This window comes from Micromonospora humidisoli, from assembly GCF_016900955.1.
GTDB lineage: Bacteria > Actinomycetota > Actinomycetes > Mycobacteriales > Micromonosporaceae > Micromonospora > Micromonospora wenchangensis.
In genome coordinates this window covers 14,570-31,955 of the sequence record NZ_JAFEUO010000007.1, presented here as the reverse complement: position 1 = coordinate 31,955, position 17,386 = coordinate 14,570, and the positions used below count along the sequence as shown (strand labels likewise).

General features: G+C 69.2%; 11 protein-coding genes and 2 pseudogenes. 5 read left to right on the top strand and 8 right to left on the bottom strand.

Annotated features, from left to right (window positions below):
- From JQN84_RS23925 to JQN84_RS23900, 6 genes are all read right to left on the bottom strand, one after another.
- A complete protein-coding gene (locus tag JQN84_RS23925) occupies nucleotides 1–270 on the bottom strand; it encodes an alpha/beta hydrolase family protein (RefSeq protein WP_204960800.1) in 270 nt (89 codons plus the stop codon).
- Nucleotides 271–428: 158 nt separating this feature from the next.
- Nucleotides 429–3,200, bottom strand: a complete 2,772-nt coding sequence (locus JQN84_RS23920) for a cellulose binding domain-containing protein (protein WP_204960799.1) — start codon at nucleotides 3,198–3,200, stop codon at nucleotides 429–431.
- A gap of 90 nt (nucleotides 3,201–3,290) precedes the next feature.
- Nucleotides 3,291–4,574, bottom strand: a complete 1,284-nt coding sequence (locus JQN84_RS23915; RefSeq protein ID WP_204960798.1) for a CE1 family esterase — start codon at nucleotides 4,572–4,574, stop codon at nucleotides 3,291–3,293.
- A 112-nt stretch (nucleotides 4,575–4,686) separates the two neighbouring features.
- Nucleotides 4,687–6,009 carry a CE1 family esterase gene (locus JQN84_RS23910; protein ID WP_204960797.1) on the bottom strand — a complete coding sequence of 441 codons (1,323 nt, stop codon included), beginning with the start codon at nucleotides 6,007–6,009 and terminating at the stop codon, nucleotides 4,687–4,689.
- A 79-nt stretch (nucleotides 6,010–6,088) separates the two neighbouring features.
- Complete coding sequence (locus JQN84_RS23905; protein ID WP_204960796.1) at nucleotides 6,089–7,453, bottom strand: glycoside hydrolase family 43 protein; 1,365 nt, start codon at nucleotides 7,451–7,453, stop codon at nucleotides 6,089–6,091.
- A gap of 14 nt (nucleotides 7,454–7,467) precedes the next feature.
- On the bottom strand, nucleotides 7,468–8,877 hold the full coding sequence (locus tag JQN84_RS23900) for a glycoside hydrolase family 43 protein (RefSeq protein ID WP_239486090.1): 1,410 nt from the start codon (nucleotides 8,875–8,877) through the stop codon (nucleotides 7,468–7,470).
- Between the two features lie 576 nt (nucleotides 8,878–9,453).
- Between JQN84_RS23900 and JQN84_RS23895 the strand changes: the two genes are divergently transcribed.
- The 3 genes from JQN84_RS23895 to JQN84_RS23885 all read left to right on the top strand — a co-directional run bounded on the left by JQN84_RS23895 (nucleotide 9,454) and on the right by JQN84_RS23885 (nucleotide 14,776).
- Nucleotides 9,454–10,512: a LacI family DNA-binding transcriptional regulator gene (locus JQN84_RS23895; RefSeq protein WP_204960795.1), complete on the top strand. Its 1,059-nt coding sequence runs from the start codon at nucleotides 9,454–9,456 to the stop codon at nucleotides 10,510–10,512.
- 854 nt (nucleotides 10,513–11,366) lie between these two features.
- Entirely contained in the window at nucleotides 11,367–12,836 is a 1,470-nt protein-coding gene (locus JQN84_RS23890) for an arabinofuranosidase catalytic domain-containing protein (protein WP_204960794.1), read from the top strand.
- A 50-nt stretch (nucleotides 12,837–12,886) separates the two neighbouring features.
- Nucleotides 12,887–14,776 carry an alpha-L-fucosidase gene (locus tag JQN84_RS23885; RefSeq protein WP_239486089.1) on the top strand — a complete coding sequence of 630 codons (1,890 nt, stop codon included), beginning with the start codon at nucleotides 12,887–12,889 and terminating at the stop codon, nucleotides 14,774–14,776.
- Between the two features lie 221 nt (nucleotides 14,777–14,997).
- Here the strand turns inward: JQN84_RS23885 and JQN84_RS31625 are convergent, their stop codons facing one another.
- Together JQN84_RS31625 and JQN84_RS31620 are read right to left on the bottom strand one after the other, a co-directional pair.
- Nucleotides 14,998–15,195: a hypothetical protein gene (locus tag JQN84_RS31625; protein ID WP_239486208.1), complete on the bottom strand. Its 198-nt coding sequence runs from the start codon at nucleotides 15,193–15,195 to the stop codon at nucleotides 14,998–15,000.
- Between the two features lie 31 nt (nucleotides 15,196–15,226).
- Nucleotides 15,227–15,544, bottom strand: a pseudogene (locus JQN84_RS31620) (methyltransferase); the annotation flags it as partial.
- A 242-nt stretch (nucleotides 15,545–15,786) separates the two neighbouring features.
- Between JQN84_RS31620 and JQN84_RS32610 the strand changes: the two are divergent.
- Nucleotides 15,787–15,831: pseudogene (locus tag JQN84_RS32610) on the top strand (hypothetical protein); the annotation flags it as partial.
- 412 nt (nucleotides 15,832–16,243) lie between these two features.
- A complete protein-coding gene (locus JQN84_RS23870; RefSeq protein ID WP_204960792.1) occupies nucleotides 16,244–17,374 on the top strand; it encodes an FAD-dependent oxidoreductase in 1,131 nt (376 codons plus the stop codon).
- Nucleotides 17,375–17,386: the final 12 nt, after the last annotated feature.

Below are 17,386 nucleotides of genomic sequence, written 5' to 3'. Positions count from 1 at the left end.
TTAGCCGCAGCCGCGAAAGTCGAAACGCACGGAAGCGATTCCGGCAGCGCCGAGACGCTCAGCAAGGTCGACGTAGAGGTCAGCCGGCCCGTCCTTCTGCCCACCCGGGCCCCCGTGCAGCATCATGACCATGCGTTGCGGTGACCCGATGGTCGGTGTCGCGACGACGGCAGCAAGCTCGTCATTGCCCACGCCGATCCGGCCGCCGGCCCCGGTGACCACGACGGCTGTCACGGCCGCTAGGCCGAGCCGGTAGCGGGTGCGCTGCATGGAAATCCTCCTACCAGGTGGATCGATCATGAGTGGGAATGGGTGCGCTGCCCGGACGCGCCGACAGGTCGGTCGGTCGCTCACAGAACCCCGGCCATCACCGCAGGCGCTCTTGGGCATGCCGCTCGGCCCGGCCGACGGCGGGGGCAGCCGCCAGCTCAGCGCCAGAGCACCGCGTTGCCGAAGTTGGCGGGTTCGGTTTCACCACCGGCGCCGACCGTGTCGGTGGTGGTGATGGTGATGGTGGCGTCGGGCAGTCCGGCGGATCGGGCGGTGATGGTCGTCGTGCCGGCGTAGTAGGAGCGGAACTCGATAGCCGCCTTGCCGTCGAAGGTCTGGGTACCCGGGGTGAAGGTGTACGACTTGCCGCCGGGCAGGATGCCGGGACCGCTGGTGACGGTCAACGTGACGGCGCGCGTGTTGTTGACCCATGCGCCTGCGGCGTTGCGCATCGTCACCACGAGTTGGGTGTCCGTGGTGCCGTCGTTGGTGATCGTGGTCGGGGCGTACCGTCCGGGCTCCAGGGTCATCCGGGTCGCGGTCCCGCTCGTGGATTGTTCGCGGGCGGCCGGTGTGGGGTCGGCGAGGTTGGCGCTGCTCGACCAGCGTGCCTTGTTGGCTCGGTACCAGTACCACTGGTTCTTCGGTAGCCGGTAGAAGTCGATCATGCCTATCCGGGCGAAGCTGGCGTCCATGATCGTGCCGTGGTCGAAGCCCGCCCAGATGGCCAGTCCCGCGCTGCCGGTGGTGAGCTTGAACCGGGTGCCGTCGGTCGGGTCCTTGACGTCCCCGTACGTCGGGTCGTAGGTGCCGGGCCGGTCGGAGGTGTACGACCCGTACTCGGAGACGACGTTCGGCATCCAGGTGTTGGTGATCTTTCCACCGTCCCCGTTGTAGCCGGCGATGTCGCAGACGGAGAGTTGGTCGAGCGCGCTGCGTTGGACGCCGCCCATCCCGGCCTTGCGGGTCGGGTCGAGTTGGTGGGAGTAGTCCCGCATCCGGCTTACCAGGGCCTTGGCCTTGCTCAGGGTGCCCGAGGCGGTGAAGAACACCTCGTTGCCCATGGACCAGTTGATGATCGAGGGGTGGTTGCGGTTGACCCTGATCATGTCGCGTAGGCCGTCCAGGGCGCTCTGTTCGAAGGTGGCCTGGTCGGTCGTCTTCTGCGGGTAGCCGTCCGCCAGGTAGTCGCTGTACCGGCCGGTGGGGGTGGGTTCCCGGCCAGCGGTCGCGGTGGCCCAGAAGGTGCTCTCGGACCAGAGCATGAGACCGAGTCGGTCGGTGGCGTCGGCGAAGGACGGGTCGTGCGGGTAGTGCGAGCCCCGGACGAAGTTCATGCCGGCCTCGCGGAGGTAGCGCACGTCGCGGTCGAATCCCGAGTCGGTGACGGCGTTGCTCCATCCACCGTGGTCCTGGTGGTCGTTCGCCCCGAACAGCAGGGTCTTCGTGCCGTTCAGATAGAAGCCGTCGACCTTCCACTGGGCGCTGCGGAACCCGAACGTGGCCCGGTAGGTGTCGACGACCGTGCCGCTGCCGATCACCCCGTCCGCCGTGGTGTCGATTACGAGCGAGGTGGTCACGGTGTAGAGCGCCGGATTGTTCGGCGCCCACAGATCGAGGCCCTGCACCATGGCGGCGGTGTTCGACAAGGTGCCGCTGAGTGCGTCGAGGGTCGTCGAGGCCGCCGCGCCGAGGGTCCGCACCGGCGAGCTGAAGGTCGCCAGCACGGTGTTCGCCCCCTGCCGGCGTATCTCCTGGCGGGCGTAGACGTCGATGGGCGAGGCGTTGTCGTTGCGTACCTCGGTCTGCACCCTGACGTTCGACCGACGGGCGGCGAGGTTGGCGCGCAGGTCCGTCTCGCTCGGATACTGCGACGGGTCGATGTTGCGGTAGTAGGCGGCGTTGCTCGTGTCCCAGGTCGGGTTGGTCAGCGCGGGCGTGGTGACGAAGGTGCCGTACCAGGCGACGTGGACGTTGTTCGTGACGTTCAGGAAGACGTCCCGGTAGATGCCGCCGCTGAACTGGTGGTCACCCGTGCGCGGGGCCAGGTCCGCCCGCCAACCGTTGTCCACCCGTACGGCCAGCACGTTGTCGCCGGTGCGCAGCGCGTTGGTGAGGTCGAAGGTGAACCCGGTGAAGCCACCACGGTGGGTGCCGGCCCTGGTTCCGTTGACCCACACGTCGGTGACCGAGAACGAACCCTCGAATTCGATCTCGACCCGCCGGCCGCTCCACGACGTGGGCACGGTCAGGTGCCTGCGGTACCAGCCGACACCGACGTGGAAGGACTGTCCGTTGGTCGTGCCGCCCACGTCGTAGGGGGCGTCGAAGTCGTGCGGCAACGCCACCGGCACCCAGGTGCTGTCGTTGAAGTCAGGGTTCTGGGCTCCGGACACGTCCGCACGGATGAACCTCCAACTCCGGTTGAGGTTGATCTTCTCCCGTGCGACCGACCCGTCCGGTGGGGCGGTCGGGGACGGGGTGGTGGGGGTCGGGGTGGGCATGGCCGGTGTCTCCGGTGGGGTGGGCGTGGCCACCCCACCGGTGCACACGGTGCCGTTCAGGGTGAATGCCGTGGGCACGGGATTGCTGCCGGGCGTCGAGCCGTTGAAGCCGAACGCCGCGTTCCCGCCGGTGGGGATAGTCGCGTTGTAGCTCACGTTGGTGACGGTGACCTGGGCTCCGGACTGGCTGACTGTGCCGTTCCACAGTTGGGTGACCGTCTGCCCGGCGGCGTACGACCAGGACAACCGCCACCCGTCAATCGGATCACCGAGGTTGGTGACGGTGACCGCCGCGCCGAAGCCACCCGGCCAGGTACTGGTGACCGTGTAGTCGACCCGACAGCCCGCGGCGGCCTGGGCGGCGGTCGCCACCAGCCCACCCGTGCCCGCCAGCACGGCGGCGAGGACGAGACTCCTGATCTTCATTGCTACCTCCTTCGTTGACCGGGACGGGTGGGACGACATCCCGACCTCGCCGGGGTGACCGGGGCGAGGTCGGGCTGCGCCTGCGGTCTGTCAGGTCGTGGTGCAGGTGAGGATGGGTGTCGTCGCTGAGCCGCCGGCGGTGAAGCCGAACGTGGTGGATGCGCTGGAGGCGAGGTTGCCGTTCCATGCCTCGTTGGTGACGTTCTGGGTGCTGCCGGCGGGGGTGTTGCGCCCGCCCCAGAGTTGGGTGATGCTCTGCCCGTTGGCGAGCGTCCAGCTGACCCGCCAGCCGGTGATAGCGCGGGTGCCGGCGGTCACCGTGACCTCACCCTGGAAGCCACCCTGCCACTGGCCGACGGTCTGGTAGCTGGCCGTGCACCCGCCCGGCCCGGGGCTCGTCGGCGGCGTCGTGGGTGGCGTCGTCGGCGGAGTGGTGGGGGGCGTGGTCGGGGTGGTGCCGGCGAACTGGGTGAAGAACCGCCACACCTCGCCCGGGACCCAGGTCCGGCTGCCGCTGTCACCGCCGGCACCGTCCTGCGGCGCGGCGATGTGCCCACCGTCGAACGCCGCCCACACCACCGGGTAGCCGGATCGGCAGCCGGAGTAGCTGTAGACCGTGTGGGTCAGGCTCCCGGCCCTCGGTTCCGGCGGGCTCGCCGCCGTGCATCCGTTGTTGCGGACGAAGCGGTCCCGCAGCGCCCGTCCGCTGGCGATGTTGTCACCGATACCGTGTACGCCGAGGTAGGCGATCGGCTGGGTGCCGCCGCTGCATCCGCTGAGCGTGCCGGGGGACGACTGGACCGCGACGGCGCGGAAGACGTTCGGCCGGGCACAGGCCAGGGCGTAGCTCATCCCGCCGCCGTAGCTGAAGCCGACCGAGAAGCGTTGTGTCGTGTCGACGCACAGGTCGCCCTCGATCCGGCGGAGCATGTCGTCGACGAAGGTGACGTCCTCACCGCCGGTGTTGGCCCAGCCGTTGCCGATGCCCTGCGGTGCCACGAAGATCGTGCTGTTGTTCGACAACCGCAGCAGGCCGTAGTACGCCCAGACGTCACGCTGCACCGTCTGACCGGTCGCGACGTCGACGGCGGTTCCACCCCACCAGTGGAATCCGAACACCAGCCGGTACTGGCGGTTGCGGTCGTACCCGTCGGGGAGCTTCAGGATGAAGCTGCGGTTCTTGCCGCCGCTGGAGATGGTGTAGGTGCCGTTACCCAGACTGGGAGCCTTGCCGCAGCCCGCTGTCGCGGCCAGTGGGCTGACCCCGGCGGCGGACGCGGCACCGGGGCCACCGGTCAGTGCGGCGCCGGCCAGCGCGGCGACGAGTACCGCCGCAGTGGCCAGCGCGCCGACGATGGACGAACGTCTTGCCATGTCATGACTCCTCTATCGGTCCTGTGCGGGGTCCCTGCTCAGACGGCTGCCTCCCGGACACCGGTGAGGTCGCGGGCGGGCCGGGACAACCCGCCCGCGACCGGTACGGCGGCTACCTGGTGCAGGTGACGCCGTTGAGGGTGAACGCCGTCGGTGCGGCGGCGTTGCCGGTGTGGTTGGCCTGGAAGCCGATGCTGACCGAGGCGCCGGGGGCGATGGTCTGGTTGTAGCTGACGTTGCGGGCGGTGACCTGGCCGGAGGCGGGCGTGTAGGTGGCGTTCCAGCCGGAGGTGATGCTCTGCCCGCCGGGCAGGGTGAAGACCAGCGACCAGCCGTTGACCGGGGTGCTGCCGGTGTTGGTGACGGTGAGGTCCTCGGTCAGGCCGGTGCTCCACGCGTTGACCGTCGCGGTGACCGCGCAGCCCCCGCTGGCCGGCGGCGGGGTGGTCGGGCCGGGCGTGGTCGGTGCGGGGGTCGTCGGACCGGGGGTGGTGGGCGCGGGCGTGGTCGACGCGAACTGGGTGAAGAACCGCCACGTCTCGGCCGGCAGCCAGGTGCGGCTGCCGCTGTCACCGGGTGCGCCGTCCTGCGGTGCGGCGATGTGCCCCTCGTCGAAGGCCGCCCACACCACCGGGTATCCGGCCCGGCAGCCCGAGTAGGTGGTGCTGCGGTGGGTAAGGCTGCCCTGGCTCGGCTCGGGCGGGTTCTGCGCGGTGCAGCCGTTGTTGCGGACGAACCGGTCGCGCAGCGTGCGTCCGCCGGCGATGTTGAGGACGCCGTCGCGGATGCCGTGCGCACCGAAGTAGGCGATCGGTTGGGTGCCGCCGCTGCATCCGCTGAGCTGACCGCCGGAGTAGACCGCCACAGCCCGGAAGACGGTGGGCCGGGCGCAGGCGACGGCGTAGCTCATCGCGCCGCCGTAGCTGAAGCCGAGGGCGAACCGCTGGGTGGTGTCCACGCACAGTCCGGCCTCGACCCGGTTGAGGATGTTGTCGACGAAGGTGATGTCCTCCCCGCCGGCGTTGCCCCAGCCGTTGTTCAGGCCCTGCGGCGCGACGAAGATGGTGCTGTTGTTCGCCAGTCGTTGCAGGCCGTAGTAGGACCACACGTCGCGCTGCACGGTCTGGCCGGTGGCGACGTCGGTGGCGGTGCCGCCGACCCAGTGGAAGCCGAGCACCAGCCGGTACTGCCGGTTGGCGTCGTAGCCGTCGGGCACCCGCAGGATGAAACTGCGGTTCTTGCCGTTGCTGGTGATGGTGTGGGTGCCGCTGGCCAGGGTCGGGGCCTTGCCGCAGCCGGCCGTCGCGGCCGTCGTCCCGACGTCCGCGGCGCGGGCGGAGGCGCCCAGGCCGCCGCTGACCATCGCGGTGCCCAGGCCCAGGGCCAGCAGCATCGCCGCGGCTACCGACCCGAGTCTCGATCTGCGTCCTGTCATCAGGTGTCTCCTCGTACATGGGGGTGGAGGTGGTCGCCGCCGGCCAGGGTGGGACGGGCGGCCGGGGCGGAGCGGGGCGTCAGCGGAACTGCCACCAGTTGACGTTGAACAGGTTGCCGCTGCCGCCGGCGAACCGCAGGAACACGTCCTGGGTCCCGATGGCGCCGCTGACCGGGCAGGTGACCGTGGTCCAGGTCTGCCAGCCGCCGGTCACCGGGACGGTGCAGGTGCCCACGGTGGTGCCGGTGGCGCTGCCCAGCCGTACCTCGATGCGGCCACCGGTGGTCGCCGACGCGACCCGGGCGGTGAACGAGGTGGCACCGGTGCCGAAGGCGACCCCCTTGACCTTGATGTAGTCGCCGTTGTTGAGCCAGCCGACGTTCATCCCGCCCTCGCTGGACGGCTCGGTCTCCACCCCGACAGACCAGGCGATCGTCTCCGCCTCCTGGCGGACGTACGGGTTGAGCGTGCCGACCTGCGGTGCGCCGGAGGTGGTCATGGTGATGGTCGGGATGGTGCCGTCGGCCCGGTAGCTGAACTTCTCCACCGCCACCGAGCGGGTGAAGCCGCCGCCGCCCGGCAGCGCGCCGTTGTGGTAGAAGAAGTACGAGCCGCCGTTGAAGTCGACGACGGCGGCGTGGTTGGTGAAGCTGGCCCCCTGCCGGGGCATGATCGTCCCCCGGTAGGTCCACGGCCCGGTCGGGCCGGGCGCGGTGGAGTAGGCGATGAACTCCGAGCAGCACTCGGCCGCGAACACGTTGTAGTAGACGCCGTTGCGCTTGTAGACCCAGGGCGCCTCCTCGTACAGCGTGGGGCGGCTGGCGTTTCCGCTGCGGGCGCCGAAGCCGGCGGTGGTCAGCGGGATCTGGGTCGGGCTGCCCGAGAACGAGGTCATGTCGGTGTTGAGCCGCACGTACCACAGGTTGGGGTTGCCCCAGTACAGGTACGCCTGCCCGGTGTCGTCGACGAAGGCGTGCGGGTCGATCTCGCCGTTCTCCACCAGTGGCCGGCCGATGGCGTCGCGGAACGGGCCGGTGGGGCTGTCGGCGACCGCGACGCCGATCGCCATCCGTCCGGTCGCCCGGTTCTTGACCGGGACGTACCAGTAGAAGCGGCCGTTGCGGTAGACGGTCTGGCCGGCCCACGCGTCGGCGCTGGCCCAGCTGAACGTGGCCAGGCTCATCGGGGAGCCGTGGTCGGTCCAGTTGACCATGTCGGCCGACGAGTAGACGCGCCAGTCCTTCAGCGTGAAGTACGTCGATCCGTCCTCGTCGTGGCCGGTGTAGAGGTAGACCCGGCCGTTGTGCACGAGCGCGGCCGGGTCGGCGGTGTAGATGGTCTGCACGACGGGGTTGTCCGCGCGGCTGACCGCCGGCGTCAGCACCACCAGGCAGAGCAGGCCGGCGAGTAGCGCGGTGCCACGTCGCAGCAGGTTTCTCGTCACGGTGCTCTCCTCGCTCAGGACGTGATGCGGAAGGTGGCGTCCTGCCGGTCGGTCACGCTCGAACCGGCGCTGAGCGGGTCGATCCGCAGGACGTTTCCGGCGTGCCGCAGATACCGGTCGGGGAAGTTGGCGGACCGGAGCGACGTCCACGCCGCGTCGGCCAGGCCGGCGGTACGGTGGAAGGTGGCGTCCGCCCGGAACGTCGCCGACCCGTCGTTCGGGTCGAGTCGGATGGCGTAGTTGCTGTGCCGCAGGAAGTTCCCCGGTCGGTTCACCGACTCGAACGAGACCCCGGCAGAGTCGGACAGACCTGCCACCATCCGCCACAACTGGTCCTGGTACGGGTCGAACGGGAACGGGTCGATCCGGCCGACGCCGTTGCTGTGCCGCACGAAGTAGTCCGGCAGGTTCGACGACTTGAGCCGCACCCAGTTCGGGGTGCCCCACCGGGACACCATCGCGTCGTACTCGGCGTCGCTGATCCCGACGACCGAGCCGTGCTTGGCGTTCAACGGCGGGGTGTAGTCCCGCTGGTTCAGCGCCGTCCACGAGTTGCCGGCGATGTTGGAGGTGGACCAGATGTAGTAGTCGGCGTTGACCGGGCTGAACGAGTCACCCCAGAGCCGCCAGCCACTGCCGTCGTTGTTCTTCACCAGCAGCGGTGCCTCGATCGCGTTGCCCATCCGCAGCCCGCTGGTGTAGGTGGTGAAACTGTTCGGCGCCCCGGTCGAGGAGCGTGCGCCGTGCAGCAGACCGGTGGAGAGGTTCTTGTAGTACAGGTACGTGGTGCTGCCGTCGACGACGACGTCGCCGTCGAGCACGCCGAAGCCGGGGCTGAAGAACACCTGCTGGGGGCCGATGTTGACGAAGTCGCTGGTGTAGTTGACCATCAGCACGTCGCCGCCGCTGTTGCACGAGTAGACGATGGCGTACTGCCCCCGGGCGGCGTCCCAGAACGCCGTCGGTGCCCAGGTGTGCGAGTTGGGCAGGGTGTGCATCCTGATCCGGCGGTAGCCGGTGAGGTTCGTCAGGTTGGTCGAGTCCCACACGTGCAGGTACTGGCTGTTCAGGCCGAAGTTGGTGCCCTTGAGGTCGGTGGCCAACACCACGAAGGTGCCGTCCTGCTTGCGGAACACGAACGGGTCCCGCAGGCCCAGTTGCCCCTGGGTGGGGGTCACCACCGGATTGTTCTGGTTCAACGGTGTCCAGTTCAGACCGTCCCGGCTCACCGCCAGGTGCAGACCGTAGTCCGCGCCCTGGAAGCTCGGCGTCTCGGTGAAGTAGGCCATCGCGTACGCGGTGTTCGCCGCCCACGCAACACCGGGCAGCCCAGCCACCGATGCCGCGGTGAGCGCACCGGACGCGGCCACGGCCTTGATGAGTGCTCGTCGACTGATCGCCACGATACGGAACCCTTCTGCCATCGTTTTGGTCGTCCATTTGCGAAAATGCAGTACGTCTGAGCGGCGGAGCGACAGCGGGGCAGGGTGCGGCCGGCCGCCACCATCGCGACCCTGGTCCCGCTGGAGGAGGTGCGGACGCCGGCTGCCATCGATACCGGCAGCCATCAGCCCGGATGCCAACGAACACCGGTTCGCGCCAGGCGGAACCGCCATTCTGTTAGCGTTCACAGGATGCTGCCCAGGCATCCTCACCCGAGGGTCTTCCGACGCCCGGGCTCCCGACCGCGCATCACACTCCCTGACATTGACTCTCGTGGATGGCTGTCTCAGCCGTCAAGATGTGACGATCAGATTTCGCGAAAGTTCCCAGCCGTTGACGTTCGGTCGAAACCCCCGAAACCGCCGCCCGCACGGTGTCCCACCCTCTTTCACCTGCTACGAACCGATTCGAGGACGACGCGATCCACCATCGGGACTTTCGAATGTTATCGATAACGGTTTCGCGCCTGCCGCAGTCGTCGACAGACGACAAGGCGGCGGTCCGGCGGCCTGAGCGGCACTGGTCAACCCCCGCACCTCGACCCATAGACTTCCTTCGTGATTGAGAAAGGCCCCGAGCAGCCAATCCGCAGACTCCGGCGAGGTGACCTGCCCATCGCCGCGATCGCCGAACTCGCCGGCGTCTCCCCACCCACGGTCTCCAAGGTCCTCAACGGCCGTCGCGGCGTGGGCGAACAGACCCGGCAGCGGGTGGAGGCACTGCTCCGCGACCACGGCTACCGACGGCGGGAGACCACCGGCACGGCCCTCTGCATCGAGGTGGTCTTCCACCAGATGCTGTCATCGATCGCCATGGAGATCCTGCTCGGTGTCCAGGGGGTCACCTCTGCCAGCGGCTACACGGTCGGCTTCACCGATGTGGGTGAGCACCTGAGAGCGGGGCAACCCTGGGCGGCGCCGCTGCTGCTGCGGCGGCCAGCCGCCGTCATCACGATGTTCTCCCTGTTCACCGCCGAGGACGGCGAGCAGTTCGCGGCGGCCGGGACACCACTCGTCGCGGTCGACCCGATCGGGAGCCTGTTTCCCACCCCCGCCGTCGGGTCGAACAACTGGAGCGGTGCCGTCGCCGCCACCCAGCACCTTCTCGACCTCGGTCATCGGCGGATCGGAGTGCTCACCGGGCCGGTCAGGGACCTGCACGCACGGGCTCGTCTGGACGGCTTCCGGGCCGCGTTGGACTACGCCGGTGTCCCGTTCGACGCAACCCTCGAACGACACGGGATGTTCACCGTCGAGGACGGCCGCGACCTCGGCGCCGAGCTGCTCGCCCGCCCGGATCCGCCGACTGCCGTCGTCTGCGGCAACGACCTGCAGGCGATGGGCGTCTACGTGGCGGCGCGGGAGGCGGGGCTGCGGATCCCTGACGATCTCAGCGTCGTCGGCTTCGACGACGTCGAATCGGCGGCGTGGCTGGCTCCGCCTCTGACCACGGTGCGGCAGCCGTTCGCCGAGATCGGTGCCACCGCCGCCCGACTCGCGCTGACCATGGTCGATGGCCGGTCGCTCAGCCAGGAACGATACGAGGTCGGCACGACTCTCGTCGCCCGTGGCAGCACCGCCCCGCCCGGCTCCGGATCGTCGGCTCCTCCGACGTGACCGAAGAACTGCGCCGGGCAGCGGGCCACCCACCGTGGCTCGTCCTGGATCACTGCCAGGACGGGACCGTAGTCCGCGCCCTGGAAGCTCGGCGTCTCGGTGAAGTAGGCCATCGCGTACGCGGTGTTCGCCGCCCACGCAACACCGGGCAGCCCAGCCACCGTTGCCGCGGTGAGCGCACCGGACGTGGCCACGGCCTTGACGAGTGCTCGTCGGCTGATCGCCACGGTGCGGGCCCCTTCTGTCGGCGTGCTTGTCGGTTGGCTTGGTCGAAAAGTGCAGTAGGTCTAACGAGCAGGACCGCATCGGCACAGGATGAAATCGGAGCAACCTAGCCGTCAGCGCACTCTGGAGCTGCTCGACGACGGCAAACCGCCCGCCGGGGGCACCTCGGCCCGGCTTCCGAGCCACACGGGACACTCCGATCGGCACGATGTCGCACGTCCGGCCCGCCGCCGATGCGGCACACCCACCACTCGCGAAAGCTGTCGTTCTTCCCGATCAGCTCTAGGACGCAGCGCCATCGTCATTCGTTTTCCCTGGTGGATGGGTCTTTCGCTCCCTAGCAGGCGGTCGAGAGCAGGGTGGACCCCGGTCGCCATATCCATTGACATGCTCGTATGTGAACGTTAACTTGCTCATCAGTGCAGCAGTGTGGGTCACGCCCTCTGCCGCCGATTCGGCTGACCGTTGGCCCTGGCGTCCGGGCCCGCCAGCCCCAACGGCACCGACCAGCGGACTCGCCAGGCTGCACGGTTGCTCCTGCCTGCCGGAGTTCGGGCCCGACAGGCGGCGCACCGTAGGGACCCACCCCGAGTGGGCCCGTGAACTCTCGTCCACATCTGGAGGACTCCATGAAACGTGGCACTGTCTGGCGTCAAGCCTCGGCATCGGTCGCGGCCCTGGCTACGCTGGTGCTCATCGGCAGCGGCACAATCGGGACGCCCCAGGCGTCCGCGGCGGCCGCCGGCTGCCAGGTCACCTACACGGTCAGTTCACAGTGGCCCGGCGGCTTCGGCGCGGGCGTCACCATCACCAACCTGGGCGACCCGGTCAGCAGTTGGCGGCTCACCTGGAGCTTCGACGCCGGACAGACCGTCACCCAGCTCTGGAACGGCTCCTACACCCAGTCGGGCGCCCAGGTCGCCGTCACCAATGTGTCCTACAACGGCAGCATCCCGACCGGGGGCAGCACCTCGTTCGGCTTCAACGGCGCGGCGACCGGCAGCAACCCGGCACCCACCACGTTCACGCTGAACGGCACGACCTGCACCGGCGGCGTCACCCCCACCACACCGCCACCCACCACACCGCCGCCGACCACCCCTCCGCCCACCACGCCCCCGCCCACCACGCCGCCGCCGGGCACCCGCCTGCCCTGCGACCTCTACGCCGCCGGAAACACCCCCTGCGTGGCCGCGCACAGCACCACCCGGGCCCTGTACGCCGCGTACACCGGCAACCTTTACCAGGTCCGTCGCGCCTCGGACAACACCACCCGTAACATCACCCCACTGGCCGCCGGCGGGGTCGCCAACGCCGCCGCCCAGGACACCTTCTGCGCCAACACCACCTGCCTGATCACCATCATCTACGACCAGAGCGGTCGCGGTAACCACCTCACCCAGGCACCCCCCGGCGGCTTCCCCGGCCCTGCCCCCGGCGGATACGACAACCTCGCCAACGCCACCGCCGCCCCCACCACGCTCAACGGCCAGAAGGCGTACGGGGTGTTCGTCGCTCCCGGCACCGGCTACCGGAACAACACCACCAACGGCATCGCCAAGGGCGACCAACCCGAGGGCATGTACGCCATCCTCGACGGCACCCACTACAACGGCGGCTGCTGCTTCGACTACGGCAACGCCGAGACCAACAGCCGGGACAACGGCAACGGCACCATGGAGGCCATCTACTTCGGCAACAACAAGGTCTGGGGCTACGGCGCCGGCAACGGCCCGTGGATCATGGCCGACCTCGAGAACGGCCTCTTCTCCGGGGTCAACCAGAAGTACAACGCCAACGACCCCAGCATCAGCCACCGCTACCTCACCGCCATCATCAAGGGCGAGCCCAACCACTGGGCCATCCGTGGCGGCAACGCCCAGTCCGGCAGTCTGTCGACCTTCTACAACGGCGCACGCCCCAACGTCCCGGGCTACAACCCGATGAAGAAGGAAGGCGCGATCATCCTCGGCATCGGCGGCGACAACAGCCACGGCGCGGCCGGCACCTTCTACGAGGGCGTGATGACCGCCGGCTACCCCACCGACGCCACCGAGAACGCCGTCCAGGCGAACATCGTCGCCGCCGGCTACCGGTGACACCTTTCGCGGCAGGTCATCCCACCACCGTTCGACCAGGAGAGCGTCCAATGTCCTCGTCCCCCCTCCGACTGACCCGCCGCGGCCTGCTCGTCGCGGGCGGCGCCACCGGCGTCGCCGCCGCCACCGGCCTGCTCGGCGTCCGCAACGCCCTGGCCACGGCGGGGCCGCAGAGCTACACGCCCACCTGGGCATCGGTCGACCAGCACCCGCCGGCCGCCGACTGGTTCCAGGACGGCAAGTTCGGCATCTACTACCACTGGGGGGCGTTCACCGTCCCCGCGTTCGGCAACGAGTGGTACCCGCGCAACATGCACAACAACGGCTCGTCCGAGAACAACCACCACAAGAGTGTGTACGGCGATCCGGCGGCCTGGCCGTACCACAACTTCATCAACGGGGCCCGCGACAAGGCGGGCAACTGGGTGCAGTTCGCGCCGAAGCTCAGGTCCGCCGGCGGCAACTGGGACCCCAACGAGTGGGCCCAGTTGTTCGTCGACGCCGGGGCGAGGTTCGCCGGGCCGGTCGCCGAGCACCACGACGGCTACTCCATGTGGAACAGCAGGGTCAACGAGTGGAACTCCGTGGCGACCGGCCCGAAGCTGGACCTGCTGCGGCTGCACGCCGACGCCATCCGCGCCAAGGGTCTCAAGCTGTTCGTCTCGCTGCACCACCAGTGGAACTTCGGCGGCTACTACCAGTACGTGCCGCAGCAGTCCACCACCACCCTGCGCAAACTCTACGGTCAGCTCGACAACGCCACCGAGCAGCAACTGTGGACCGACAAGCTGCGGGAGGTCATCGACGGCTACCAGCCCGACCTCATCTGGCAGGACCTCTACATCGGCCGCATCGACGAGGCACGGCGGCTCGACTTCCTGGCGTACTACTACAACAAAGCCGTCGCGTGGAACAAGGACGTGGTGGCCACCTACAAGGACGGGTTCAACAACCGCGGTGAGGTCTACGACTTCGAACGGGGCGGCCCGGCGGGCATCCAGTCGCCGTACTGGCTGACCGACGACAGCGTCTCCAGCAGCAGCTGGTGCTACACGCAGGGCATCGGCTACTACTCGACCACCGCCCTGCTGCATGCGTTGATCGACCGGGTCAGCAAGAACGGCACCATGGTCCTCAACATCGCCCCGACGGCCGACGGCGTCATCCCGTCCGGGCAGCAGACGATCCTGCGGGGCATCGGCGACCACCTCAAGCGGTTCGGCGAGTCGATCTACGGCACCCGGGCCTGGTCCGTCTACGGCGAGGGACCCACCCAGATGGGCGGTGGGTCCTTCGTCACCCCGCGCGCGGGCACCAACCGGGACATCCGGTTCACCCGCAACAAGAACAACACCGTCCTGTACGCGACGGTGCTGGGCTGGCCGGGCAGCACCCTGACCATCTCGACGATGACATCGAGCCGGGTGAACCTGGGCAACCTGACCGGCGTGCAGCTGCTCGGCTCCACCGCCGGCACGTACGTCAACCTGCCCCGGCCCACCCAGGACGGGGCCGGCCTGCACGTCACCATGCCCTCGGCGAACGCTCCGTACAGCGCGCTCGCGTACGTGGTCAAGCTGACCTTCGTCGGCGCGACCCCCACCGCGACGCCGACCGGCACGACCGCACCGCCGGCCGGCCAGGCGACGGCGAGGTACACCATCACCAACTCCTGGGCCGGTGGCTTCCAGGCCGACGTCACCGTCACCGCCGGCGCCACGCCGGTCAACGGGTGGAAGGTCTCCTGGAGCTTCCCCAACGGCCAGGTGATCACCCAGATCTGGAACGGCAGCCACACCCAGAGCGGGGCGAGCGTTACGGTCGCCAACGTCGCCTACAACGGCACGCTCGCCGCAGGCACCTCCACCACGTTCGGTTTCACCGCGACGTGGAACGGCACCAACAACCCGCCGGCCAGCATCACCTGCACCACCAGCTAAGCCCCGGGTCGTCGTCCGGGATTGGGCGGCTGGGGGCGAGGTTCGTCCTGCGCGGTCCGCGCGGAGTCTCCGGTGCGTCGACGTGCCCGGCTTTCCGACGACGGACCCCACGGCGCTGCATGCCGTGGGGTCCGTCGGGATGCGGCCGTCCGGGCCGGCCAGGCTGTTCTACCCACCGGGATCGGACGGTGCGGGCCAGGGCCCGGCCATTGCCCGGCCGCTCAGCGCGGCCGGCCTTCGATGATCGACAGCCAACCCGGCTCCGGTTTGGCGATGACCCGGGTCAGCCGGAGGCCGGCCGCGGCGGCGAACTGCGCCATGGTTCGCTCCCGGCCGGTGAACGAGGCCAGGATGACCAGGTCGATGCTCTTGCCCGGGTGGGCGGCGTCGCCCTCGGGCAGGACGGTGTCCAGTGCCAACCACCCCGGCCGTCCGGGTGTTCCTGGCCCGCCGGCAGTCGCGCAGGATGCGCACACACCGGTCGTCGTCCCAGTCGTGCAGGATGTACTGAAACGCGTGGATGTCCCCGCCGGCCGGCACCTCGTCGAAGAAGTTCCCGGGACGGTCGCCCAGCGGTGATCGGCGTCCAACGCGGAAAGTTCGTGTCGGCCGAGGCCCGGCACAGCCGCCTGGCCCTAGGCCGGATTTCGCAACTTTGCTTCTGACGTTTCCGAGACGCAGCCGAGTGCGCTGGCCCGAGCAGCTCCAACTCTCGGCGATCCACGGCGGCGCGGCCGGTAGCGTGTAAGGAGCATCCCTCTGGTCCACCAGCAGTGTCAGTGGCAACTCGTCGATGGTGACCAACCAGCGGGACTACACCCCACCGCTGAACAGCAAGCACGGTTCGATCACCGGCATCACCGATGCCGGGTACAGTGCCGCCACCAGCAGCTGGGGTACCCCGAACTGGGTCCGGCTGAAGTCCTCCGACTTCCCCGACTACTACGGTCGGCACTCCAACGGATCGGTCCGCATCGACCCGTACGCCTGTCGACCCCTGCCAGGACCAGATGTGGCGGATGGTCCCCGGCCTCGCGGATTCCGCCGGGGTGTCGTTCGAGTCGGTGAACCGCCCGGGCAACTACCTGCGGCACAAGCGGTTACGTGGCAGGGCTCGCCGCCAACGACTAAACCGCCCTCTTCCGGGCAGACGCCACCTTCTACCGCACCGCCGGGCTGGCCGACAGCTCCTGGTCCTCGTTCCGCTCCTACAACTTCCCCGACCGCTACCTGTACACAGCAACTACGTGCTGCGCATCGACTTCCTCAGCGCGAGTTCGCTGGCGACGGACCGCCAGAGCGCCACCTTCCCCGGGTCACGTCCTAGTCGTTCCGCCCGGCGGCCGAGCGGAACGGTCCGGTGACCGCAGGACGGCTGGTGGTGCGCCGTGTCCGCGCCGTGAGAGCCGGACGTCAGCGGCAGTGGCGACTGTTGGCGAGCAGCGATCCGCGCACCGGGAGGGCATCATGAACAACCCAGTCACCATCATCGGCGCCGGGCTCGGCGGTCTCGTCCTGGCCCGAGTCCTGTCCGGGCACGGCATGCCGGTGGAGGTCTACGAAGCCGAGGCCACGGCCGCGGCACGGTCGCAGGGCGGAATGCTCGACATCCATGACTACAACGGGCAACTCGCCATTGAGGCCGCCGGGTTGACCGACGAGTTCCGCCGCATAGTGCTGGCGGGCCGCCAGGCGATGCGGTTCCTCGGCACGGACGGCACGGTGCTGTTCGAGAAGGGCGACGACGGCTCCGGCGGACGCCCCGAGGTACAGCGCGGCGACCTGAGGCGAATCCTGCTCGACTCGCTCCCGACTGGCACGGTCCGCTGGGGGGCGAAGGCCAGGACCGTACGCGGTCTCGGCCACGGTCGTCACGCGGTCACCTTCGCCGACGGCTCGACCATGGAGACGGAACTCCTGGTCGGTGCGGACGGCGCCTGGTCACGGATCCGGCCGCTGCTGTCCGACGCCGTTCCGGAGTACACCGGTGAGTCGTACGTCGAGACCTACCTGTATGACGCCACCACCCGGCACCCGAGGGTGGCGAAAATGGTCGGTGAGGGATCGATGTACGCGCCGTCGGCCACCGAAGGGATCGTCGCCCACCGGGAGAGCGGCGGCACCCTGCACGCCTACATCTCCCTCACCCGCCCGCTGGACTGGTTCGACGACATCGACTTCACCGACCGCGCCACGGCCGCCGCCCGGGTCGTTCAGGAGTTCCAGGGCTGGGCCCCCGAACTCACCGCGCTGATCACCGACGCCGACGGCGGACCGGTCCTGCGCCCGTTGCACGCACTGCCGCTCGGCCACCGATGGGATCGCGTCCCGGGCGTCACGCTGCTCGGTGACGCCGCGCACCTGGTCGCCCCGAACGGCGAGGGCGCGAACCTCGCCATGCTGGACGGCGCCGAACTCGGCAAGGCTCTCGCCGCCCGCCCCGGCGACATCGAGGCCGCCATCGCGGAGTACGAACAGGCCATGTTCCCGCGTACCGCCGAGGTCCCGCAGGACGAGGAGCTGATGGCCAGCATCTTCGGCGGCACGCCACCCGACAGCGTGCTCGCGCTTCTGGCCGAAGAAGGTGAGCGCCCGTGAGCCGGTCCGGCC